Raw genomic sequence first — 23,068 nt, 5'->3', positions numbered from 1 at the left:
GATGCTTAATCTTATTTCCAAGGAAACGGATCCTTATCGCTGTCTTAATTAATGAGACAAGAATTAAGGTTCTGTTAAGGAAGCTGCCGTTTTTCTAACCGTCTGAAAATGGTAGAATAAATGAAGAATGTACCAGGAAAGGAGAGAGGTTAAATTGAATGATGCCGCCATCCTTCTGGTGGACGATGAGCAGGCGCTTCTTCAGATGCTGGAGACAGTGCTGCGCAAAGAAGGTTTCGTCCATATCGACAAAGTAACAACCGCTGAAATGGCTATCGCTTCCTGTGAGCAAAACAATTATGACGTGATCGTACTCGACGTGACGCTTCCTAGAATGAGCGGCATTGAAGCCTGTCCTTTTATCAGGCGATTAACGGATGCTCCGATTTTGTTCCTGAGTGCGCGAACAACCGATTTCGACAAGCTGACTGGCTTTGCTGTTGGAGGCGATGACTATGTAACGAAGCCATTCAATCCGCTGGAGATCGTTGCCCGTATCAAGTCCTTGCTGCGGCGTACAAGCAAATCCGTATTTGCTGCTGCAAATCAAACAAGCCCGACCGTGCATGATTTTGGCTGGTTTCAAGTGAATGAGACCGCTGCTGAGCTGGTTGTTGAAGGGGTGCCCGTATCGTGCCCATTACTCGTCTTTCAATTGCTGTTATTCTTTTGCAAAAATCCGAACCGGATCTTTACAAAAAGCGAGCTGTACGAGCGGGTGTGGGGCGAGCACAGCATCAGTGATGACAACACGATCATGGTTCATATTCATCGCATTCGAGAGCGGATCGAACCCGACCCGACACAGCCGGAATACCTTGTGAACGTTCGAGGTCTTGGTTATAAACTGATCGAGAAGGAGAGCGAGCGACCATGAACGTGAAATGGCGGCTTACCTTTCGGCTTATTGCCTGGCTGGCCATTGTTGGCCTCATTCTGTCGATGCTTGCCGCAGGTGCGCTTTATTGGACTTACAACCAACTGTCGCGAATCCAGGCAGGAAGAGAATTCGAAAGCGCTGGACTATACCAGCTGGTCCAAACGATTAGAACCAGGGGAGACGACCTGCAGTTTGATCCTGAACTGCTGGAGATGGTCCGCCAAAGCGGGGGCTGGCTGCAGCGTATCGACGAGAACGGTAAGGTAACCGATGCTTTCTTTACGCCACCTGACGTGCCTGACTCTTACGGTCCTGGCGAGTTTACAGCTTATTGGCTGGGAGGGAGCCCTTTTCCTTATCATTTATACTTGTGGATTCAGGAAAAGAATGGTGTTAACCATACGCTGATTTACGGTTTGGATAAAAAGGATGAGAACCAGCTCCAGCTGCAGCAATTGATGGAGCAGGGAGTTATAATGGGAAGCACAATCCGGCTGCCTGAGGAATTGGAGGAGCAGATTAAGCTAAGCGGCTCCTGGCTCCAGGTGGTGGACGCGGAAGGGGAGGAGTTGGCCTCAGTCAACACACCAGCTGAGGCGATCGGCCGCTTCTCTGTTCAGGAACTGGCGCTCCGCTCGGTTTATCCCGATCGTTATGGCATGAAGCTGATTACCCATTATGACAAAGAAACCGGGGAAACATGGATTCTTAGCTCCCCGCTTCCCGGATACCAACCCGGCGAGAAGCCACGGATGGATCCGGAAACCCGGGTGCTGGCGGTGGGCATTGGCACGCTTTTGCTTGCGGCGATGCTTGTTTTCGTACTTTTCTCCTATTGGTTTGGTCATCGCTTCGGTTCTCCGATCATTCATATGATGAAGTGGCTGCGATCTTTGGATGAAGGCAGTTATGCCGAGCCAGCTTTACCGGACGGCATCCCGCGAAGCCAAAACCGTCTTGGCAAGAGGAAACGCAAATACCGCATTTACGGGGATGTGATCCATTCCCTCGACTCTTTATCTGGAACGCTCCGCCGCAATGAACGAATGCGTACCGAGACTGAAAGGATGAGGGACGAATGGATTTCCGGGGTGTCCCACGACCTGAAAACGCCGCTCTCCTCCATCAAAGGTTATGCATATATGCTGGAGGCCGATTCGTATGACTGGACAGCGGATGAAGTGCGGTCGTTCGCTAAGGTTATTTTGGACAAATCCTTGTATTTGGACGATCTGATCAATGATCTGACATTGACGTACCAGCTTAAGAGCGGCGGCGCAGCACCGTCTGTAGAGGTCGTAAATATGAATGAATATATGGCAGAGGCCGTTCGGGAATCATCCAACCATCCACTTTACAAAGAGGACAGCATCCGCTTCATGCCCGCAGATCATCCCGTTTGTCTGGCGCTATACAAGCCCTGGTTTCAACGGATTGTAGATAATCTTGTCGCTAATGCTCTGCTGCACAATAAGGAGGATACGAAGCTAACGATATCTGTGCAATCTGCCGGAAATGGGGATATCATCGTGACCTTCACTGATGACGGAGAGGGGATGGACGAGCAAACAGCTTCGCGGCTGTTCGAACGGTATTACCGTGGTTTGGATACCGAGAGCCGGGCAGAAGGAACTGGTCTCGGCATGGCCGTGACCAAGGCGCTGGTGGAAGGGCTTGGGGGAATGATCGAGGTGAATACTGCAGTAGGCCGCGGGACTTCCATTCGTCTGGTGTGGAAGACGGAAGAACCACAATAAAGAAGATCGTCCTCAACTTTGCTTTTACTATGAAGCCAGGTTAAGGGAGGATGAGCTGGTGGATGAGCGTTAGTAGCAGCCAGTAGCCGAGCAGCAGACCGGACTCCGCCGAAATGAGTGTGCACGCGAATATGCTCCACTTAACGATGTTTTTCATCGCTAAAACGAGTGTTCTGGGGCCATCCGTCACGTTAATGATGATTTTCATCGTTAAAAGAGGCCCGATGGCCTCTCAGGGTGGTTAAAAGGGATTTTAACGATGTTTTCTTCGTTAAAGCAAGGCTGAGGAGAGGATCTGATGCTTTTAACGATGAAAAACATCGTTAAAGTAGCAGAACCTGCACAGCTGTATAAGCTTATCATCCCCAGAGCCTGTGTCCGCTAGGAAATCTCCACTAACCAAGAGAAAAACCATTGATAGCTGTCTGTTTGAGCTTGGTGTTCGTACGTTTGTAGCTGAAAGAGGTAAGGGGGATGGGTGGAAAAGCGATAGCGTCCGCATTTAAAGATTTGTTCCATCCTTTTACATTCATTTCAGGGAACAAATCTTTAACAGCGGCTGAATCCCACAGCTATTCCCTCTCGCAACACACTCTCTCACAACACACTCTCTCACAACACTCCCTAGTTGCGAACTCTCACCTAAGGACGCCGCAAGGCGTATATTTAAGTGGGGGAAACGGTGCGAATTCAATGTGATAACTTCCGCCAGCACTTACGGAAAATCATCAACAATTCCGTAACCTGCTTTACTCGCCAACGCTTGCAAGGATTCGATTTCGTCTGATCTCACTGTAATCAATACATAGCTATCACTATCAATATCCATAAAAGCTAATGTAACTCCGAATTTTTCAAGGTTATCTCTCAACATTTGCAGTACTTCATTAGTGGGCAGTGAGTCTTCATTCTCTACCTCAATCAGTACCGATTCAGGCACAGTAAACTGCTTTCGATCAAGCAGCTTGCGCGTTGCCCACACAATGGTATCCGAGGCTTCCTTCCAATCTACTTCGAAAGCGAGCTGATCCTCCGCGAGTGCATCCACTAAAGAAATCCATGGTTGATCATCAATGGGGCTATCAATGCCGCGGTTGATCAGACGGTCCTCCCATGTGTTGAAATACTCCAGTGGCTGTTCAATTGCTAGCTTAATCTCGGCTACAATTTGTACATTGCCTGCAGACAACCTGGTACCCAACTCCAGAAGAGCTGCCTTGCTCGCTTCTTGTTTTTCATCTATTGGCGGAGGCAGCTCATCTGGTGAATCACCGTCCTGTTTCTTTTTACGAAAAAAATCAAAGATTCCCACTCCAACACCTTCCTCTTTGGGCACATTGCTTTAGGGTGAACACGATACTGTTACTGTAAGACCTAAGCTCATTATAACCTGTATTGATTGTCAATACCTGGGACTGTGGGACGAATCTGCTTGCAGTTGTGTAGATGGATACATGCTGGACACATTGCCTGAGGAAAACAAGTGAAATAAAGTGTAATAAGGTGGAATAAAGTGAAAAAAGAAGAGGTTACCCTCGCCTTTTTATGGCTGAGCAAAAGCGGTCGTGTTTTTTTGATAAGTTGGAAGGCGTTGAAATCAATTATGGGAGGAGTCCTTGATACTCGATAGTTTGTAAAATCCAATCAACTCAGGCGACATTTCCTCAGGCTTGCAATCTTTGAAATGGACTGATATTTTCACGGAATCCACATTCTGGCCGTTAATTTGTTGCGGCACTTCGGCTAAATGCGGGATGATAATGGTTTCTCCAGCATAAGCCCACAAAGGAATCAGCACGGTATTTGCATGATCTAGCTCATTGCCGGCAGCATCTTGAAACAACATCTGCAGCAATATCCAATCGGACGGAGCAATATGCTCCGGCACGTAAAAACGGCAAAGCATACCATAGGTGCCCGGTTCCGCGGCCAGTTCGCCACCGCTGCTCATTCCAGCATGCGTTCGAAGGGCTAGTGTTGCATCAGGCCGTCCACTTTTTGCAATGAAGGCTTCATGCAGGAGTGAGCCCATCTGCCGAACGGCAAGGTGTGCATGCTGCTGCGCCGAGCTAATTCGTTGCTCCAATGCATTGGAGGCTCCTTGATTCGCGCCATGATTGTCAAGCCAGTCAACGATCAACGAGAGTGCTTTGAAATTCAAAGGAATCCATGTTACATTCCATGATTCAGGCGTAATCCACTGATGAAGTACAGGGTGACCATGAAAATCTTTTACAAGTTGGATGCGCTGCGCATAATGAGCAACACGCTGCAGGTTTTCATCAAGCAATTGCAGCATCACAGCTGCGTCTGTTGGTGCTTCTAGCGCCTGTCTGCGCGGATAGCTCAGAGCGGATGCTTCATAGAACGTGAAAGCCTGGATTAATAATTGTGCTCTTTGGCGTTGCACCTCCGTTTCTGACTTTTCCAGAACAGATTCGAGCAGATGACGGCTGTGAGCGATATCCTCTTCAGTAACATCGTATAAATAAGATGCATTATAAAATGGCATGTAATTGTAACGATGAGGTGCTTCAATATAGTGTTTATACCATGAAGATTGCAAAGAGGTCTTTAACCAGAAATGCTCCCAATGCTTGTAATACTGTGCTAAAATACCACCAGCCAGCTTGCCGACAGCCGCTTCGCACCAATCATCAATCAACGCATCGACGCTCTGCTGAGGATTCCATTGCAGCCGGGCTAATACCCAGGGTTTCGGGCCTTCTCCCCAATTTGCATACAGTTCGGCGTAGTGGCCTAGCACCCCGTTTTGCTGAGCGTAGCGGTAATTTTCTGCAGCACGATGCAGGTAGACCCTAGGAACTGTATAGGGGGATCCGTAAGCATATTCGTAAAAGCCTAATGAGGGGGCAACCTCGTGCCATCGCATAGTTAAATCGTGCCCGATCTGGCCAATCGGCTTATCTTCCCAAGACATCCGATCATCTGTAATGTAGACAATAATGTTAGAAGGTAAAGTAATGGTTTCTGGCGGATCATACAAGTCTGAATAGGCATACACACTTAAATATTTATCAGGATGCTTTTGTTTGACGCCATTTGCAACTTCTACTGCCCATTTGAAAAAGATTTCTGACATATGATGCTCGCCCACCGAGTTTTTACGATGCGGGTTAAGCGGGTGGTCCGGACGTGCTTCATCAAAGCCGCCATTATCGTTGGTGCAAATGGAATAACACCATTGATCTGGATGTTCATCGAAATAAGCATTGATCGATTTGACGGCTTCCTGAGCAAGGCCTGGAGCTGTGAAGCAAGGCTGCCAATCTGTCTCAATGTCTAAATTGACTCCTTTAGGAAAGAACTGAGGATGTGTGGATGCATATTTTTTCGGTGAAAATAATTGCCAAAGGTTATGGCCAAGCTGAAAGCGATGCCGCAATCGGTTCCGTTGATCCCATACTTCATCGCTGCCTGAGAAAGACCGGCTTAGAAAGACCGGCTCCTGCTTGACAACTTCCAAAGGTAAGATAAGTTCGTTCAACTGCGGGATTGCCTCACCGAATTCTCCAGGCATCAGCCAGCGTACTCCGACATATCGCTCAAGAAACTCGTAAACGCCGAACTCAGTTCCCCACGGTGACGGACCTTTAATGGCAACCACTTTGTCTTGCACTTGAATAATAAATCCGTCTACGTCCATCCCTGCTAACAAGGAGTCCCATTCGTCAGCAATTTCATGCACAGCAGCTCCTATAAAAATTCGTGTGATTTCCTCTGTATGTATGCTACTCTGCGCTTCACTTACTGAGAGAACAGGCAGTACTGCACCTGTTGCCTTGAACACATAGCTTGCTAGTAACTCAGCGGCTTCCTTTGTCTTGGCATCGCTTTCATCAGCTACAATGACGACGGCCGCGGCTATTTTGTTCTCGATAATTTTGCAATGCTTCTCTTCTAAGCTCAAAGTTTATTTCCTCCCAAAAAATGAGATTATTTAGGTTCTTCGTTAGTATAGCATGAGTTTGGCACTTGGTGAATGCTCTAAACAAAATTTTCTTAATAATTAAGAAAACTCCTTTAGGGGGTACTTTGAGGAGGGCGTTTAACGATGTTTTTTTACCGCGAGGGAAGGAATTCTTCCTAAACTTAGCTTATTACAGAGGATACGTCTTCATAAATTCCAAGATGGTATCATTCACAAATTCCTCAGGGGCAAAAGGATCTTCCACTCCCGGGGTTGATTCCATGTTAAAATTATCATAACTATGCTTTAAGGAGAAGCTATTTTATAATCAAGTTTGGGGATCAATTGATTTTAGCAGGAGGTTAAGCCTGATATCTTTTCAGGAATATTAAATTTAGGAGTGGAACATATGTCAGCAGGAAATGGAACCAAGGAAAATCCTTGGAAATTAAAAACACCACCACAAACATCTGAGTATGAAATGTACAAGGACGAAAAAGATGGCAAAGAGATTATAGTATGCACAGTAGGGAAGACGGTTTTACATTACGATTATCGCTGTCTTGAAGACCTGCACGCTATGCTCAAGCAGCATGGGGATTGGATGGAGCTTGGCAGTGCTGATGAGCAAAAACCTGCAAAAGAAGGTACTGTTGAAGCTTGGGGCCGCTCGGCTGAAAATCCTGTTAGTGGCTGGTACGGATTAAAGAAAGGGCTGAGGGGGAGGTTTGGCATGTATATCCCACCTTTAATGGAGGAATTGGGGCTTGCAGAAGTAGAGCATAATCCTAGAAATAACCGCATGAGAGCGAAATAATTTTGAAATACTTTGCTAGGGCTAACGTCTGAAGTTGATGGATAGAAAAAATAATCGCCTTTCCTCTGATAATGGATAGGGCGATTTTTTTATTGTAGAAGACTATCTGTTCAGCAGTATGCTCTGTTTTTCATAAATGCGCACAGAAGGTACCATTGACACTATACCATCTCTCCGTGGATGAAAGTGGCCACAATTGATCATTTTCCGTCCGCAAAGGGTATGGTGATGTCCAATGTTACTCCTCTATCACCATCCCCGGCAAAAATCACCAAAGCGCCTCCAACCTGCTCCAGCCTTTCTTTCATGGCATTTAGGCCAAAGCCGAACACAATTGGGCCGGGAGGCCTGCCATTATCGGTTAAAGTAAAGCTGATAATCCCCGCCCGGCAGGTCAAGGAGAACCGGAAATGCGTGCTGGCCCCATGCTTCATGCCGTTTGTCAGGCCCTCTTGCAGTGCGCGATAAATGGCCAGTTCCATTAAAGGTGGCAAATCCGGAAGTGCTGTATCAATTTCATAGGTAATATCCACTCCGGTCTGCTTTTTTGTTTCATGGATCAAACCCATAAGCTCGGTAATAAACGGAATGCCAGAGCTGTTCTCACGCAGCAAATGTACAGATGTTCTTACATCATTCAGTCCATTGCGAATATTGTCTTCCGTTCTGACTATCATATCGAGGGCAACCGTATGATTATTTTTCCTTATCGCGTGAGCGGCTGTTTGCAGTCCCGTCAAGGCAGATGTTAATGTATGCCCAACGGAATCATGGATGTCCCGGGATATTCTTGTCCGTTCTTCTAATTTGACTTTCTGTTCCAGCTCCCTAGAAGCGATTTGCAGTTGTTCATGGTCTAAAGCCAGCTGATTTTTTTGCTGAAAAGCAATTCTCGCCAGCAGACTCATCCCGAATATGGCGAAGTAATCAATAACGCGAGGGAAGAGCAGATAGATCTCTTCGAAATTCGGAAACTGGCGATAGCTCATAACACCTATCAAAATGGTAATGTAACTCACTATCGTAAAGATAATAGAATGGGTCCTGGAGTGGTAGAAGGTAAATTCTCCAATGAGGATCAAGAGGTAAATTTGGGCAAAAAAGCTTTCTGACCATACCGAGAGGACTATAGATAAGATGAGTTGCAAAATGATAAATAGAGTGCCGGGCATTCGGCGCAGATCAAGCTTCAGGAAGTAATCCCGAAGTAGGACAAGAATAGCATAGCTGCATGAGAGCAGGCATAATGCTAGCGAAAAATTAGGGGTATGGAGCAATAAGATGACGGTCCCGCCTAAAACGAATAGGGTCAGGAAGAAAGTCATTCTTCTATGAAGATGTTCATCCATATTATTTTACCTCATCTGGAATAATCAATTGACTATCCTAATGGTAACACAAACATGACTTTAGTCATATATGGAAGTGAAAAAAATGTCGTAAATTGGCTGAAATACGAATGTCAGGTGAAGTTCTTCATCTAGGCAGGAGCGATAGAAATGGATTTGCCATTGATGAGATGTTCATTTGAGCAAGGGGAAAACCTCATTTTTTTCATATAGTTTGCGCACTTGATCTGCCATATACGCTGGGGAATGCGGCATTTCATTACGAATCCACCACTCCAAGATACCAATGAAAGCCGAGGCCATAAATTGGGCATTCACTTCATTGTCTATATCCGGTTGGAGGTTTTGCCTATCGAGCTTCTCTCTAACGTTGGTGGCCACGAACTGCAGCAGACGCTCCCGGAATACCGTGGTTCTTTGATTAGTGAACATGGCGGAGAAGAACAGAAAGTTCGCCTCAAAATAATCGAACACTGGCTTCAGATCACTGACCAGCGTTGATATTTCCCGGTTCAATTCATTTTTGCTGCAGAACGTGATGAGTATGTTTAAATGCTGCTCAATACATTTATCTAGCAAATCGTATTTGTCACTGTAATGCAGATAGATAGTACCGCGGTTAACATTCGCCCGTTCGGCAATGTCGTTAATAGTGATTTGTTCGAGCTCTTTTTCGGAAAAAAGCTCCAGAAACGCCTTGTTGATGGCTTCCTTTGTTCTGATAATCCGCCGGTCGGTTTTGGTTACGGTCTCCATTCTTCGATTGCACCCTCCAGTAAATGAACAATTTCATGGCATCTGTTGTATATGAAACAAAAGCGCATGTATTAGCGATTGAATTGATGTGTATTCTCTATATAATGATAATCAACGGCCGTTAAATAATCAACATGAATTGAATAATGAACATCTGATCGATAATTAGTATGACTAGAATATCTACTATATCTATTATGGGAATAAAAAAATTTCTTAAGGGGCGGTAACGAATGGAACATACAAAAGACAAGGTAGTCATCATAACGGGAGCATCCAGCGGAATTGGGGAAGCCACAGCCAAGTTATTGGCCCAAAAGGGAGCAAAAGTGGTTCTGGCAGCAAGAAGAGAAGAGCGTCTGCAGGCGATCGTGAATGAAATTAAACAAGAAGGCTGGGAAGCTGCTTATTATAAAGCGGACGTTGTCTCATCAGAGGATATGCAAAAACTGGCACAGTTCGCCTTGAAACAATACGGCCGCATCGATGTGCTGGTGAACAACGCCGGAGTTATGCCGGTTTCGAGACTGAATGAACTAAGGATTGCGGAATGGGATCAGATGATAGATGTGAATATTAAAGGTGTGCTGTACGGCATCGCCGCGGTGCTGCCAATCATGAGGGAACAGCAAACAGGACATATTATCAACATTTCTTCAGTTGCGGGCCATGAGGTGAACCAAACTTCGGCTGTATACAGTGCCACCAAATTTGCCGTCAGAGCAATTTCTGAAGGCCTGCGCAAGGAAGAATCTCCGTCCTCCCATATCCGATCTACCATTATTGCGCCAGGAATTACGGAAACGGAGCTGCTCAACACCGTGAATAGCCCCGAGGTTATAGCGATGGCGAGTCATTTTAGCGGCTTGGCCATTTCTCCATACAGTATCGCTAGAGCGATCGCCTACGCCATCAATGAACCCGAGGATACCGGAGTCAATGAGATTGTGATTAGACCGACTGCACAGCCGTAATACAGTGCTACTTTGAGAAAAACTGTGTAGAATGAGTTCGTTATATTCTTTGGAATTTTGTACCTTTGGGGAAAGAAAAAAAGGCACATACCTGTGCCCCTTTCCCTAGCTGTTATTGTCTGATAACTAAAATATCACGAGGAGGGATTCCAGTACTTTGGATTAGTTGAATCTGGGAATTAGTAAGATTGCGTCCTACTAAAATAAAGGAAGAAGTTAGATTATTGAAATTACCTAAATTAGACACATTTTGGCGTCCGCGAAATATTCGAATGGACCCTTGGAAGTTAATTCGGGAAAACAAAACTAGTGTTACTGAATCTATAGTTGAAACATTTCTCAGACGGAAGCTGGAGAGGACGTTATCAAAACGAAATGCTCCCAAATCTCGGACGGCAACACCTCCACGTCTAAAAACAATCCGCCGATTTGTAAAATTAATACCAGAGAATAGTTGAAGCCTTACATCTGTATTTGCCAATTCTATCACCCTTTTTTCTTGGAATGATTTATTCTATGATTGATTGATAGGAACGGTTTGGACAAAAAAAAAAGAGGACTTTTAGTCCTCTGGTGTGCGGTCAATAAAGAGATTTGATACTAAAGTGGATTATTTACATGTAGAAGGATGGTATGCACAGTTGTAAGTACGAACTGGGGTTTATTTGTGTATTCTTTGCTGACCCCTCAAATTCTGCTGTGGAGATGATGGGAGAGAAGAGCGTGTAAAATTTTGGAGCCGTCCTAACAACAAGATTGCTGCTCTGCGTGGTCACGCATTATATTTGCGGGTTGGCTGTATGAATATGCTGATAGGTACGGATTTGTAATCTGGTCTCATGTGATAACTTATATACAACAAATAAACTGTTGTATAAGGAGTAGAAACATGAACATAAGCATAGAACAACCGATTAAAATTATTGCATTTTTGATGAGCACACTTTTAATTTTTGCAAGTATTGCTTGTTCAATTCCTGTATCCGCGGAAGAAGCAAGCACTGAGGGTATAGAGAGTACTGAGAGGACTGCAAGCACTGAAAGCACTGAAAGCACAGAGAGGACGCCATCTGGCATTTTCTACAACCAGCTTGAGCAGGAGATTGACAAATATGTGGATGCCTATGTCGGGAAGTCAAGCCCAGGCGCTGCAATTGTGGTGACAAGAGGTGATGAGATGATCTTCTCCAAGGGTTACGGCTACGCCAATATTGAAAATCAAGTCCCGGTCGACTCCGCAAGCACTGTGTTTGATTATGGTTCAATCAACAAGCTGTTTGTCTGGACCTCAGTTATGCAATTGGAGGAAGAAGGGAAATTGAAGCTGGATCAAGACATCAGAGCTTATTTGCCGAAACAATTTGCCGCGAAGCTTCGCTACGACAAGGCGATTACGATGCTGGATATCATGAGCCATACCGCCGGTTTTGAGCAGCATCCGCTCGCATTATTTACCCAATCTCCGGAGAAGCTGAAATCTTTGGAGGAAACACTGCTATCTCCACAGCCCAAGCAAATATATGAGCCTGGCAAGGTCATTGCCTACTCGAACTACGCGACAGCACTGGCTGCTTATGTGGTCGAGGAGGTAAGTGGCGTCTCATTTTCTGACTATGAAATGAACCGGATTTTACGTCCGCTCGGTATGAATCATACATCCGGTCATCCGAAGCTGGAGGATCATTTGGAATTGCAGCAGGCAGCAGCTACAGGCTATGGGATTACAGAAAATGATGGCTTTGAGGCTAGAGCTCCCTATTTTGTGCCATTGTATCCTGCAGGAGCCATGAAAGGAACCGCTGAAGACCTGGCAAGATTCGCTATGGCACTGACCGCCGCTGATAACCAGTTGTTCGTTAACAAGCAAACCCTGCAAACAATGCTGACACAAAGCTATACGCCCAATAAGGACATTCTTTCCAATGCACATGGTCTTTGGGAATACACCGCACAACCCGGGTCCGTAGGACACGCTGGAAATACCATGGGCTTCTCTAGTAATTTTGTAGTTGTTCCAGAAGAAAAGCTTGGCATCGTCGTATTAACTAACGCTGAGGTTGAGCAAGAAATTACCTCCGGTATAATTGACCTGTTGATTCAGAGCAAGACCCAGGAAGTAGAGCCGACAGTCAAAGACTTGCCAAATTCAAAGGATGTGGCCGGACACTATGTACTTTCAGGCAGCAACTATTCCACCATTCAGGAGGTTATGAGTTACCTGGGTCTAATTAAGATCGAAGCAAAGGGTGAACATGATCTTTCTTTAACGGTAATGGGAATGTCGGGAGATTATAAGCAAACTAGTCCCAATGTATATAAAATGGATAAAACCGGACACCCGGCTATTCAAAAAATTGCACCTATTCTATACGCTGAAAAATCAGAAGGAAAAGTAATTCGGCTCAGCAAAGGTAAAGCTACGGATGTGCTGCCGCTTAAACGAAGCCGTTCCTTCCCGCTGCTAATCATCTATCTGATCGTTGCAGTGATCGCCATTGCTTTCTTTTTGCTAACCCCTGTTGTTCTGCTCATCCGCTGGCTCTTACGAAAAAGAAAAGGAATAACCACTTCAAGTACAGCGAATCGTTTGTTCGCGGCCTTGATCGTATTTGGTACGGCACTTGTCTTAAACGTTCTATTCATGCTGTGGAGCTTCGTCATTAATCAAAGCGAAACCGCGGTCCAATTGAACATTGGAGTTCTTGTGAACTGGGTCCTGGCCATTCTTGCTATTTTGCTGCTTGTTGTATCCAGTCAAAAAAGCAGAGAAGCTCCGCAATCCAGAGGCCAAAAATGGTTTCGGCTCGTTACAACGGAGATTCTTCTTTCTTTCCTTTTCATACTATACGATTGGAATTTCTTTCATCTTGTTGTTTAAATATTTGTCAAAAGACAGAGGTGGGGAGGGTTATGAAGGACGCAAGAGAGGTAGTTTGTGAAGCTTTGCAATTCGGATTTCCATTAATTAGTGAAACATTCCCACTTCGTATCTTTTCGGAAGCAATGGGAGCCAATGTGAATTATGAGAATGCCTCAAATCAAACGAATGGTGTGAATAAGATCGATAATTTACCAAGCTCAGTCGAATAATTGGTCACTTTACAAGGTAGACGATTGAAGCCTGGTTATTAGGTGGGTCCATTATACCCTTTTATGGATTTGAATTAAGGTAAGTTGTTGGTCAAAGCTTCTAGCGAAATACATACATGTTAAAGTTTAATTGGCTCCTTTTGTAAAGGTATGGTGGATTACACGTCATCTCCTAACATTAGGAGCCCAGCTATTCAATTTATTTTTTTCGATTTACGACCACTCACAAAAAACAAAATTCCTATTACAATTAGTACAATTCCAAAAACAAAGATAGCCCTTGGTATTAGAGTAGCAAAAGGATTAATCGAAGCATAATTAATATCAGACGCATATCCAATCATTGAAACACCGCTTCTTTTCAATAATTGTATCTCTAAGTAATCATTTGAAATATTCTCGTTGGTCTTGCTCAAACGGTCCTCATTGGTTATATGTTTAGTCTCCATTTTCTTTTGACCATTAATATAATAAATATTCCAGCTCTTCGCGTCCGGCGGCATTGATTGTACAATAGCTGTTAGATCGTTCTGGTGATTTGTCTCTTGTTTGTTGTGGATATTAAGGATGTTTACCCATACTCCGCGAGCATAGTCCCCGTCATTTGAGACAGGTACATCCATAGGTTTGAAAAGTGCTTTTCCGTTTATTAATACTTGGAGATTCACTATATTTCCTTTAGGGGTATCGATGATTTCAATACGATTATCATTTATCTCAAATTGGTTTGTGTTAAATTCTGGTTGATCAATGAAGTATTTTTTGTCTAATGTTTTATATATTTGCCCCTCTTTATACATTACATACAGAGGGTCAAATGTAGCAAGAGAAACCATGATACCTAAAATGATTAGACTTACTCCGATTATTTTCTTCATATACAAAACCACCTTAATGAACAAAATTTCGATATTAAGAATATAGCTGTCGATAACGCCATTCTATTCCGGCCAGTTCTTCTTGGATAGTTCTAATTTTTATAGAACCTACTTTGGAATAAATCTTCTTATTGCTAATTAAACATCGTATTTTCGAGCAGTTATTTTTTTAGTCGATATCCTCCAATAAAAAAAGGCCACTCAATGAATGAGTGACTACATATTTTCATTGTTTTTAATTAGGAAAGCAACAATTTGATATCATCACCCAAATCAGTTTTTACAAGTTGGCAGCCCTTATGCTCATAATCTGTTACTTCTATATGGGTATTATTCAGAGAGAAATTTTTAAGAATTAAGAAACTGGATATAGGGAAATCATGATTGCTCCAACACTTCCTGTAGCCAATAATTCCATGTGTTCTAATTAGAATTTCTAGTTCTTTGACAACAGCATTAACAAAATCATTAGTACTGCATATAGAATCTACTTGTATTTCAGGGTCAAACTTTAGATACAGGTCACTGTAAAAAACAACTTTTACATGAATATTTCCATCCTCTAGTCTAGTCAATGTCCACTGTGTTCCAGCAGGTTCTGCTTCCCATTCAAAAGAGCTTGAAACTTTAAGTTCATCATCAGGCACACAACCAGGTATTATATTGAGCAATGCATCCAAGAAATCATTCAAGGCATTTGAAAGATAACTTGCTGTAAAATAACATTCAGATTTATCAATTTCTATGTATCCATCTGCCCATCCCAAACCAGTTAATTTGTATTCAAATATCATTGGCTCACCTCACTAATTATTCATTAGAATAAGTCTACCTCAAATTTGAAATAAGTTACAGAGCATCCATAACGGGTGCTTTTTTTAACAAAAAAGAAAGTTAAGTGCTCTACAGTGTTAAAGTGTGGAATGGGGCCTGCCTTCTAATTGCGGAAAGCCAAGCCTCCACTAATCAGAAAGGAAGCTAAGAAAGCTCATCCTATCGCCACTATCCCTTTCTCTCAGGAATGCAACCTCTGCTGGCTGTCCGTTTGAGCGTGGTGTTCGTGCGATTGTAGCTAAAGAGAGGGAATGGCTGTGGGTGGAAGAGCGTTAGCGTCCGCCTTTAAAGATTTGTCCCTACCTCCTTAACTATACCATTCAAATGAACAAATCTTTAACAGCGGCTGGAGCCCACAGCCAGTCCCTCCCCGAACCACCAACATGATGAACACGCTCCTCAAAGGACGCTGCAAGGCGTTATTCTCATTTTAACGATATAAAGAGGTCTTGGTGGAAAGATATTCATATTCTTATTCGTAAGACCAACTTCTGGCCAACTAACCGGATTGACATATGAAGAAATGAAGGTTAAAATTATTTTATATTTAGTAAATCAGTAATTTAGTAATTTAGTAAATTAAAATTGGAGAGTGTGAAAAAAATGAAAATACCAACAACTTTAAAACATAAACCTGTTATCGTGTCGGAAAATTATGAGCAGGTTGACGGCCGATATGCCCAGAACACTGATGCAAAAGGTCTATCCCTGGGATTGGCCCAGTGGAATGACAGGGGGAAGGTCGATATTTCGGCAAAAGTATGGAGATACACAGGGGAAAAATGGTCAAGGCAGTCAGAGGAGTTGCCTATGCACCGTGTTCTTGATCTTGCCATTTTGATTTGCAGCAGCAGCTTGCATTTTCAGGAAGCCTACCGTTTCCCTAAAATGTATGACCCTGATAACACTACGATTGACCGCATTGGGCTGCAAGGGGATGCAATGAGTGTATCCGTTTGTACAGAAAATCCAATGATTGATAATGATATTAAGCTTTTTGCTCAGGCTCTCAGTGATGATGGCGAAATGATCGGAGAACGGCTTCGGGTATTATCCCGGCTATTAAAAGATATGGGGTATTAAAATTTTTGGACGAGGAGAAGTGGTATGAACAACCATGAGCAATATGTTTTGTCTCCTGCAAGACAACTGACTAATGTTGAACAAGAGCTAGTTTGGAAAAAGCCTTTATCTCATAAAGATAGTGAAGAAGAACTGCGCATATGTAATGAAATAAAACGCAACTGGAATCGCGGCGAAATGAAAATCGCCAATATTTTGTTAGAGGGTGACGCCGGTTCTGGTAAAACACAACTCGCAAAAGCATTGTCTGCCGATTTAGGGCTGCCATATACGAAAGTAACCTGTTTTGCCGATATGGATAAATCAGATATTATTGGGGCTATTTTGCCGGTTATTTCATCGGATCGAATAGAGACCATGGAGCCTGCGGAGCAAATCGTTTTGAAAGCATTGTATGAGAACGATGGTTTTCAAAGCGCTGCTGAAATCTTGATGAACGTGCTGGGGGTTACACAGGAACAGGCTGCGTTAAAGATGAAGCAATTACTGAAAAGGTTGCAGCAAAACACGAAGGGCGAAGAGGTTGAATATCGCTTTTACCCCTCCGAAATCGTCAGAGCCTATCAAAAAGGCTATCTTTTGGAAATTCAAGAACCAACAGTGATACGGGATGCCGCTGTGCTAATGGCACTAAACTCTGCCTTAGAGCTGGATGGGAGCATTAACCTTCCCACAGAAATCATCCGCAGGCACCCAGATTTTATAGCGGTCATCACAACAAATCGCAGTTATGCAGGAACCAGACCACTAAACGAATCACTGCGTGACAGAGTTCAGCACACGGAAAAAATGGATCTGCCAACCAAAGAAATTATGATTGAACGGGCAATATCCAAAACCGGTTATAAGGATGAAAAGGTGTTGGATGTTTTAGCAGAAATGATTATTGTTTTGGACAGAACTGCCCGGGTCAATGCGATTAAAGGCGTAGCTGGTATGCGTTCATTTTTCTACTGGGTGGATGCCGTTGCCGGAGGTGCTTCAGCAAAGGAATCCCTTTATCATAAAGTTATTTACAAGATAACAACCGATTCCGAAGAAATCAAACTATTGGAAGAAGCACTGAACAACCATGGTTTGTTAGCGGGCTTAGATAAAGTTGAGATTGAATTAAAAAAAAAAAGAATATTTGATGAAATAGAGATAAGAACATGGGGAAATATCGACGACACCGATTTTGAGCATGATAAGAAGGAAGAGGAGCAGGGGATCGCCTTAAAAAAGTCTGCAGATAGTGACGAAAGTACCTCCCAAGCTTCAGATGATTCTACCGATATGGAAAGCTCAGATATGGGAGAGGAGGGGACTCCTCAATATCATCAGGTAAATCCTGAAGCATTGTCAGACGAAACAAAACAAAAAGATCGGGATTTCCGTAAAAAGTTGAATCGCGATGCAAGGGAGGTAGTGTCCGAATCAATTCATAAAAAGGTTAAGCTCATTGTTCACCGGCCGGATTTCGGTATTGAATCCCAGCAAGAATATATAAACCTAAGTAAAGAGCTTATGCCTGTCATACGGGAAATTGCCAAAAAGACACTTCCGCTCTTAGAACACGAGACTTCTTCTGAATTTGCGAGGAATCAATTTTATGGAAGTAAATTTCAAGCGGATAGCGTTGCTTATCGGGATTTCAGGTATTTTGCCAAGAAACTCCCTCCAACAGAATCCCCCTCCCTCGTGGTAGGTTTAAGAGTTGATGAGTCCGCATCCATGTCAGCTTTTGGGAGACTATCAGCTGCAAAACGTGCGGTGATAGCCGTATATGAATTTTGTCAGATTTGTCATATTCCCATACTGATCAACGGGGATACAGCGGATGCTTCCAAGCTTGAGCAAATGTCGATTTATGCCTATACCGATTTTGATAAACCAGATTCCAATGATCGGTTCAGACTTATGGGGATTCGTGCCAGAAGCAATAACCGTGATGGGATGGCGCTTAGAATTATGGCAGACCGATTAGCTGCTTCACAACAACGGACAAAATTATTGATCAGCATAAGCGACGGGCAACCCAAAGCCATGGAAGATTATACCGGAAATTATGCAATCAAAGACATGCAACAGACCATAGATGAATACGAACGGAAAGGCATCACATTTCTTGCAGCCGCGATAGGCCAGGACAAAGATGTGATTAATCAAATTTATGGAAACGAGAGATTTTTGGATATTACCAATTTAACGGAATTGCCTGCAAAGCTGGTTCGGATTATTGCTCGGTATTTGTGATTATGTATGGATAAAAGGCTTGCCCTGCAAGGTTAACTGGACTTGGTTTGTTTTAGTAATTTATTGCCCTTAATCGGGCTTTTTTTTGTTTTACGATAAGACAAGCTTCAAGGTGTAGTAACTTTACCCCTGCTATCTAAAAGAATATATGATAATATTGGTATAATTAGGTATATAAGTGTGATGTAGAAAGAAACACATAGGAAGTGTATGGAAAAAGGCATAATTACAAAGGATTAGAAGGAACACTGCAGGTTAAGCAAATATGATACATAGAAAGCCGAGAATTAAGCCCAATGTAGCAGTTAACTTTGTACGTTTATTCATGTTATCTACCCTTTCTTTGTAGTAATGCCGTTTGCATATTGCCAATGGAATAGTAATATTATTGGCGAATAACAAGGGGAAGTTAACCCCTCCAACGTGTAACTTTGACTATTTCAAGCCATTCCAGCCAGGGAATCATCTCCTTCCCTGCAATAATCATTATATCATCCATACTTATAAATAATATAATGATAATTTACATAATTTATATATGAAATGATAGATTGCTTGATCATTACACACATGAGAATCCTATACAAACAAGCAATTATTAAATTAACGGGCATGATTGTGTGATTGTCCATTGATCCGAGTTTGGATATAAGAGAAACTTGTCGCACTTTACAGGGAAACGTATGTTTGGTAAGATTGAAGAAAAATATGGGAGCGTGAAGGGTTTTGGACAGTTCAACTATAGTGATTGACCATCTCTTAAGGAAATACAAAGCAGACCAGAAATGGACTCGCATTGCCATTGAGCAATTGTCTGACGAGGATATCGTTTGGTCACCTACGCCTGAGAGTAACAGCATCGCAAAATTTGGTAGCACACATTTCGGGAGCTTTATATCAATGGTTTGAAGCCGCATACTTTGGTGCTCCACATATTGAAGATAGGAGTAAAGAATTTGAACGCGGTCTACAAATGACAAAGGAGCAAGCATTGGAACTTTTGAAGAAATCATACGACAGCGTCATACAAGTTCTTGAAATCATAACAGCAAATCCAGAAAAGTTACTAGATCAACCTTATTTAAACTTTCCAACGTTCAGCAGTGCTGGCCTAAACAATCAATCCACAATTCTAGAAATGCTTCTGCATCAATTCAGACATTTACCTAGTCACACAGGACAAATCTATTACATTGCAAAAATGAGGAAGGGGTATCTAGTATGGGAATAAAACTTAAATCGACATACTAGTGACCATTCCGGTAAGCAATTTTAAGCGGTTTGTAGAATAGTACGGAGAACGTTTTGGTTTCGAGGTTACTATGAGGGGATATGGAGTTTAGTTTGTGTGACTAAGATAGACTAAATAAAACTGACTGCTCACATGGTCACACAAACCCAGCAGATGTTGACAACTTCTCTGTTATTCTAAATTATCTTAATGCCCCATGTGGTAAAACTGCATGCACTCCTTTTATACCATTAACAACTTGTGTAATTCTTAAATCGACAACTATACTTCCTAAAGCCATTGCTTCCACTCTATTAAGTCCAAATAATTCTCCCATCAAATTAAGCATTCCATCTAAAGCTATAACTGTAGCTTCATTCAAATCCTCATGAAACCCAAAGGTAATCCAGCCACTGGGAGTATTTGCTTGAGGCATTAATATTTTTTTGTCTTCTCTTAATGTGAATGTCAGTTCAACCAATTCAATAGGGCATTCAATTGCCTGACAACTTATTTCTCCATCACCTTGCGCAGCATGACCATCTCCAACAGAAAAATACCCACCATCAACAGCTATTGGTAAGTATAAAGTGCTACCTTTTGTTAGTTCTTTACAATCAAGGTTGCCACCGCAAAATCTAGGGGGAAATGTAGAATGAATTCCCGGTTCATCTGGAGGCATGCCGAATATACCCATAAACGGTCTTAAATTAACAGAAAATGATCTGTCAGTAATTATTGTGGTGCCGATCATAGTATTATTGTCTAACTCCCATTGCAGAGTAATCTCTTCACACTCCGTTAAACCCAGTTTCTGGTTTTGCCAATTTGGGTACTCTCCAGCAGATGTGAAGCCATAAGGTCCAGGGATGGTCTCATTAATCCTAATTTCTAAAGTCATCCCCTTCTTAGCACCATTAATGAAGATAGGGCCAATAAGAGCATGTCCGGAATCGATGTCTTTCCTTCGTTCTAATAATTTTATTCTCTTTCTATCTTCTTTAGATGGTGACCCCCAACCTGCATCAAGCGTAGAATATTTTACTGTATCCCCTGAATTTATAGATAAAATTGTTTCAAATTCTTTTGAAAAAGATCCGTGCACCGTTTCGCGATTTGGAAATATTGTGTAAACTGCCATGGAAAACCTCCAATATAATTTTTGTTTATTTATTCTGTTATTTATAAACTTTCATAATAGTTTCTAATTAAACCCTGTTATCCGAACTATTTCACTAAAAAAATTTGTTGAACCTTTTGTTTATTAGCACTAATCAAGATTATCACTCCTTCATTCATATGCTTTCTAAGTACATTATAATTTAATTGGGGGGTTAGCCCGAGTAGCGTTTATGAATTATTTTTTACATTTATTAACTATATGCCTTCGAGAAATAGATCGAAAAAACATACTGAAGGTTCAGATACCTGCTTGAAATCAAGAAATACTCCGCGCGGTGCCAAGGCCAGCGCTATGATCTACTGTTTCATCGAAACAGTAAAGCTTGCATAGATTGGTCAAATCAGAATAAAATCAGATTAATGGCCTTTATTTGTCTTATGAATACTTCCTGAAGAAGCTCTAGAGAGACTGAAATTTTTATAAGATTACGATGTCCCTGATGATCACATGAAAGATGATCAAGAATTACGTCTCAATGATGAAATAGATTGTAAGGATAGATTTATTTGGAAAGGCGGTATTAATAATGAGGAATATTCTTAACTTTCTGGTTATGGTGTTAGTTTTTTGGATTGGAAATCAGTATTATAGTCAATACATTGCTATCTCTGATACAAAGACATTAATACTTGCATCCGTACTTATGTTTTTAATTAGCTTCTTGTACAGTTTGTTAATGGCCGCGTCCATACTATCCATTGTAGTAGGTATTGGTTGTCTTACTACACCTGTGCTAATCTTAGCCTCTCTTGTCTTAACACCGATAAAGTTGTGGTTGCTCGATAGGTATTTATCTGGTTTTGAAATTCACGGTTTCTGGACATATGTGATATTGACTGTTTTATTAAGTATCTTTACTGTAAAGGTGAAGTGGAAGAAAAAGGATCAATAAAACATTTATTATAATTATCTGAGTCGGATGATTGTGATTACTAACCATGGAGGCATGCTATATTAGCACTTTAAAATAATATTGAAACCTTTTCTTATCTTGTATCGTATGGTGCTACATCTTATGAAGGGTCGTGTGAGTATGAGCAGGGTCACTTATAACGTTAGCATTACCCCATCTGTGGCTATGGATTTAATTAAAAAATTTCAATATGCAAATGCTGACTTAGTACATGAAGAATATAATGAAGTAGATAAAGATAGGTCAATTGGTACGCTAATTTATGAAAAATATTATTTCAGATCGAGGAATCGAGCAGCGTTAATAGTAATTATTGATAATTTTAAGGAAAAAACAAATATAAGGGTTATTGCTACAGGTAGTTCTGAAGGCATGATTCTCAATTTCGATTGGGGAGCAGCAAATAATTTTGTTAAATCAGTAGAAAAGATACTTGATGAATATATAATCGAATAGTATTTTGTGCTATGAAATGAAATTTTTAAAGGAAGATATGAGCAATGATGCAACCAGTCAATATGTATGAAACACTAGTAGTAGCTCAAAGAAGAGGCTTTATAAGCGAGGATATAGAAATCTTTCATTATTCCATAACCGAAAACAAGTATTCAGGCGAGTAAATTAAATGTAGATTTTATTAAACCATTCAATTCCTTCTTTTAATAGAAGGAGTTTTATTTTGATATCGAATAATTGTAACGGATAAGGCTCCCGCGAAAATTGTTTTTGAAACAGGGAAATATGACAGTGTGGAAGATTTGAAAGCTAATTATCCTCCATTTGAAGAACACAAAAAGACTGTTTGTACCCCAAGAAGGAAGAGGGTAGGACAGTCTTTTTTCTTAATATAACGATCAGATTAGCGTTTGAAACCAGTTAATTGCTGTTCAGCTATTTGGACAAGTCTACGTGTTATGTGACCACCTATGGCTCCTGTATCGCGTGAAGCCATATATCCATAATAGCCATCTTGAGGGATTTGAATTCCCAGCTCTTGAGCCACTTCGTATTTAAGTTGATCTAGAGCCTGTTGAGCCTGTGGAATGATCAATGTGTTGCTGCTTTTTCTTCTGGACATATGCACAACTCCTATTCTGGGATGTAAGTGTATTGTTTGGAGTTCCTGGTCAATTTATACATTGTCACAGCAAAGTTTT

18 protein-coding genes and 1 pseudogene are annotated in these 23,068 nt (G+C 42.1%); 11 read left to right on the top strand and 8 right to left on the bottom strand.

Annotated elements, in window-relative coordinates:
* Positions 1-154 precede the first annotated feature (154 nt).
* Positions 155-877 carry a response regulator transcription factor gene (locus J2Z66_RS34465; protein WP_209977322.1) on the top strand — a complete coding sequence of 241 codons (723 nt, stop codon included), beginning with the start codon at positions 155-157 and terminating at the stop codon, positions 875-877.
* A complete protein-coding gene (locus J2Z66_RS34460) occupies positions 874-2,637 on the top strand; it encodes a sensor histidine kinase (protein ID WP_209977321.1) in 1,764 nt (587 codons plus the stop codon). The genes J2Z66_RS34465 and J2Z66_RS34460 overlap by 4 nt, the downstream gene beginning before the upstream one ends.
* 715 nt (positions 2,638-3,352) lie before the next feature.
* On the opposite strand, the gene J2Z66_RS34455 is transcribed toward J2Z66_RS34460, so the two are convergent.
* A complete protein-coding gene (locus tag J2Z66_RS34455) occupies positions 3,353-3,949 on the bottom strand; it encodes a DUF6630 family protein (protein WP_209977320.1) in 597 nt (198 codons plus the stop codon).
* A gap of 285 nt (positions 3,950-4,234) precedes the next feature.
* Positions 4,235-6,568 (bottom strand): DUF4838 domain-containing protein, encoded by a 2,334-nt coding sequence (locus tag J2Z66_RS34450; protein ID WP_209977319.1) that lies wholly within the window; start codon positions 6,566-6,568, stop codon positions 4,235-4,237.
* 409 nt (positions 6,569-6,977) lie between these two features.
* On the opposite strand from J2Z66_RS34450, the gene J2Z66_RS34445 reads away from it, so the two are divergent.
* Positions 6,978-7,385, top strand: coding sequence for a DUF6855 family protein (locus tag J2Z66_RS34445; RefSeq protein WP_209977318.1), 408 nt, complete (start codon positions 6,978-6,980; stop codon positions 7,383-7,385).
* A gap of 200 nt (positions 7,386-7,585) precedes the next feature.
* Here J2Z66_RS34445 and J2Z66_RS34440 read toward each other — a convergent pair whose 3' ends face one another.
* Together J2Z66_RS34440 and J2Z66_RS34435 are read right to left on the bottom strand one after the other, a co-directional pair.
* Entirely contained in the window at positions 7,586-8,734 is a 1,149-nt protein-coding gene (locus tag J2Z66_RS34440; RefSeq protein ID WP_209977317.1) for a sensor histidine kinase, read from the bottom strand.
* Between the two features lie 174 nt (positions 8,735-8,908).
* Entirely contained in the window at positions 8,909-9,490 is a 582-nt protein-coding gene (locus tag J2Z66_RS34435) for a TetR/AcrR family transcriptional regulator (RefSeq protein WP_209977316.1), read from the bottom strand.
* A gap of 233 nt (positions 9,491-9,723) precedes the next feature.
* On the opposite strand from J2Z66_RS34435, the gene J2Z66_RS34430 reads away from it, so the two are divergent.
* The 3 genes from J2Z66_RS34430 to J2Z66_RS34420 all read left to right on the top strand — a co-directional run bounded on the left by J2Z66_RS34430 (position 9,724) and on the right by J2Z66_RS34420 (position 13,554).
* On the top strand, positions 9,724-10,464 hold the full coding sequence (locus tag J2Z66_RS34430; RefSeq protein WP_209977315.1) for an SDR family oxidoreductase: 741 nt from the start codon (positions 9,724-9,726) through the stop codon (positions 10,462-10,464).
* Positions 10,465-11,353: 889 nt separating this feature from the next.
* On the top strand, positions 11,354-13,342 hold the full coding sequence (locus tag J2Z66_RS34425; RefSeq protein WP_245376067.1) for a serine hydrolase domain-containing protein: 1,989 nt from the start codon (positions 11,354-11,356) through the stop codon (positions 13,340-13,342).
* Positions 13,343-13,374: 32 nt separating this feature from the next.
* Positions 13,375-13,554, top strand: coding sequence for a stalk domain-containing protein (locus tag J2Z66_RS34420; RefSeq protein WP_209977314.1), 180 nt, complete (start codon positions 13,375-13,377; stop codon positions 13,552-13,554).
* 194 nt (positions 13,555-13,748) lie between these two features.
* Here the strand turns inward: J2Z66_RS34420 and J2Z66_RS34415 are convergent, their stop codons facing one another.
* Both J2Z66_RS34415 and J2Z66_RS34410 read right to left on the bottom strand, forming a co-directional pair.
* On the bottom strand, positions 13,749-14,432 hold the full coding sequence (locus J2Z66_RS34415) for a hypothetical protein (RefSeq protein WP_209977313.1): 684 nt from the start codon (positions 14,430-14,432) through the stop codon (positions 13,749-13,751).
* Positions 14,433-14,671: 239 nt separating this feature from the next.
* Positions 14,672-15,226 carry a hypothetical protein gene (locus J2Z66_RS34410; protein ID WP_209977312.1) on the bottom strand — a complete coding sequence of 185 codons (555 nt, stop codon included), beginning with the start codon at positions 15,224-15,226 and terminating at the stop codon, positions 14,672-14,674.
* 643 nt (positions 15,227-15,869) lie between these two features.
* Here J2Z66_RS34410 and J2Z66_RS34405 point away from each other — a divergent pair.
* The 3 genes from J2Z66_RS34405 (at position 15,870) to J2Z66_RS34395 (ending at position 19,815) form a co-directional block, all read left to right on the top strand.
* Complete coding sequence (locus J2Z66_RS34405; RefSeq protein WP_209977311.1) at positions 15,870-16,349, top strand: DUF6530 family protein; 480 nt, start codon at positions 15,870-15,872, stop codon at positions 16,347-16,349.
* 24 nt (positions 16,350-16,373) lie between these two features.
* Positions 16,374-18,584 (top strand): AAA family ATPase, encoded by a 2,211-nt coding sequence (locus J2Z66_RS34400; RefSeq protein ID WP_209977310.1) that lies wholly within the window; start codon positions 16,374-16,376, stop codon positions 18,582-18,584.
* A gap of 868 nt (positions 18,585-19,452) precedes the next feature.
* The gene (locus J2Z66_RS34395; protein WP_209977309.1) at positions 19,453-19,815 is read left to right on the top strand and encodes a DinB family protein; all 363 of its coding nucleotides are present in this window, start codon (positions 19,453-19,455) and stop codon (positions 19,813-19,815) included.
* A gap of 202 nt (positions 19,816-20,017) precedes the next feature.
* On the opposite strand, the gene J2Z66_RS34390 is transcribed toward J2Z66_RS34395, so the two are convergent.
* Complete coding sequence (locus tag J2Z66_RS34390) at positions 20,018-20,956, bottom strand: acetamidase/formamidase family protein (protein WP_209977308.1); 939 nt, start codon at positions 20,954-20,956, stop codon at positions 20,018-20,020.
* 1,057 nt (positions 20,957-22,013) lie between these two features.
* Between J2Z66_RS34390 and J2Z66_RS34380 the strand changes: the two genes are divergently transcribed.
* Together J2Z66_RS34380 and J2Z66_RS44315 are read left to right on the top strand one after the other, a co-directional pair.
* Positions 22,014-22,367 (top strand): DUF6054 family protein, encoded by a 354-nt coding sequence (locus J2Z66_RS34380; protein ID WP_209977306.1) that lies wholly within the window; start codon positions 22,014-22,016, stop codon positions 22,365-22,367.
* Between the two features lie 59 nt (positions 22,368-22,426).
* Positions 22,427-22,531 (top strand): annotated as a pseudogene (locus J2Z66_RS44315) (cyclic-phosphate processing receiver domain-containing protein); the annotation flags it as partial.
* A gap of 239 nt (positions 22,532-22,770) precedes the next feature.
* On the opposite strand, the gene J2Z66_RS34375 reads toward J2Z66_RS44315, so the two are convergent.
* Positions 22,771-22,989, bottom strand: a complete 219-nt coding sequence (locus J2Z66_RS34375; RefSeq protein ID WP_209977305.1) for an alpha/beta-type small acid-soluble spore protein — start codon at positions 22,987-22,989, stop codon at positions 22,771-22,773.
* Positions 22,990-23,068: the final 79 nt, after the last annotated feature.

It is taken from the genome of Paenibacillus eucommiae, assembly GCF_017874215.1.
In the GTDB taxonomy this organism is placed as follows: Bacteria; Bacillota; Bacilli; order Paenibacillales; family NBRC-103111; genus Paenibacillus_AI; species Paenibacillus_AI eucommiae.
The sequence above is the reverse complement of the archived record's forward strand: the minus strand, read 5'-3'. Positions and strand labels throughout refer to the sequence as shown.

Coding starts and splice junctions, on each gene's coding strand:
- J2Z66_RS34380 (WP_209977306.1), top strand. CDS start 22,014: ATGAAGGGTCGTGTGAGTATGAGCAGGGTCACTTATAACGTTAGCATT.
- J2Z66_RS34375 (WP_209977305.1), bottom strand. CDS start 22,989: ATGTCCAGAAGAAAAAGCAGCAACACATTGATCATTCCACAGGCTCAA.
- J2Z66_RS34415 (WP_209977313.1), bottom strand. CDS start 14,432: ATGAAGAAAATAATCGGAGTAAGTCTAATCATTTTAGGTATCATGGTT.
- J2Z66_RS34400 (WP_209977310.1), top strand. CDS start 16,374: ATGAACAACCATGAGCAATATGTTTTGTCTCCTGCAAGACAACTGACT.
- J2Z66_RS34420 (WP_209977314.1), top strand. CDS start 13,375: ATGAAGGACGCAAGAGAGGTAGTTTGTGAAGCTTTGCAATTCGGATTT.
- J2Z66_RS34405 (WP_209977311.1), top strand. CDS start 15,870: ATGAAAATACCAACAACTTTAAAACATAAACCTGTTATCGTGTCGGAA.
- J2Z66_RS34435 (WP_209977316.1), bottom strand. CDS start 9,490: ATGGAGACCGTAACCAAAACCGACCGGCGGATTATCAGAACAAAGGAA.
- J2Z66_RS34445 (WP_209977318.1), top strand. CDS start 6,978: ATGTCAGCAGGAAATGGAACCAAGGAAAATCCTTGGAAATTAAAAACA.
- J2Z66_RS34410 (WP_209977312.1), bottom strand. CDS start 15,226: ATGATATTTGAATACAAATTAACTGGTTTGGGATGGGCAGATGGATAC.
- J2Z66_RS34430 (WP_209977315.1), top strand. CDS start 9,724: ATGGAACATACAAAAGACAAGGTAGTCATCATAACGGGAGCATCCAGC.
- J2Z66_RS34390 (WP_209977308.1), bottom strand. CDS start 20,956: ATGGCAGTTTACACAATATTTCCAAATCGCGAAACGGTGCACGGATCT.
- J2Z66_RS34440 (WP_209977317.1), bottom strand. CDS start 8,734: ATGGATGAACATCTTCATAGAAGAATGACTTTCTTCCTGACCCTATTC.
- J2Z66_RS34425 (WP_245376067.1), top strand. CDS start 11,354: ATGAACATAAGCATAGAACAACCGATTAAAATTATTGCATTTTTGATG.
- J2Z66_RS34460 (WP_209977321.1), top strand. CDS start 874: ATGAACGTGAAATGGCGGCTTACCTTTCGGCTTATTGCCTGGCTGGCC.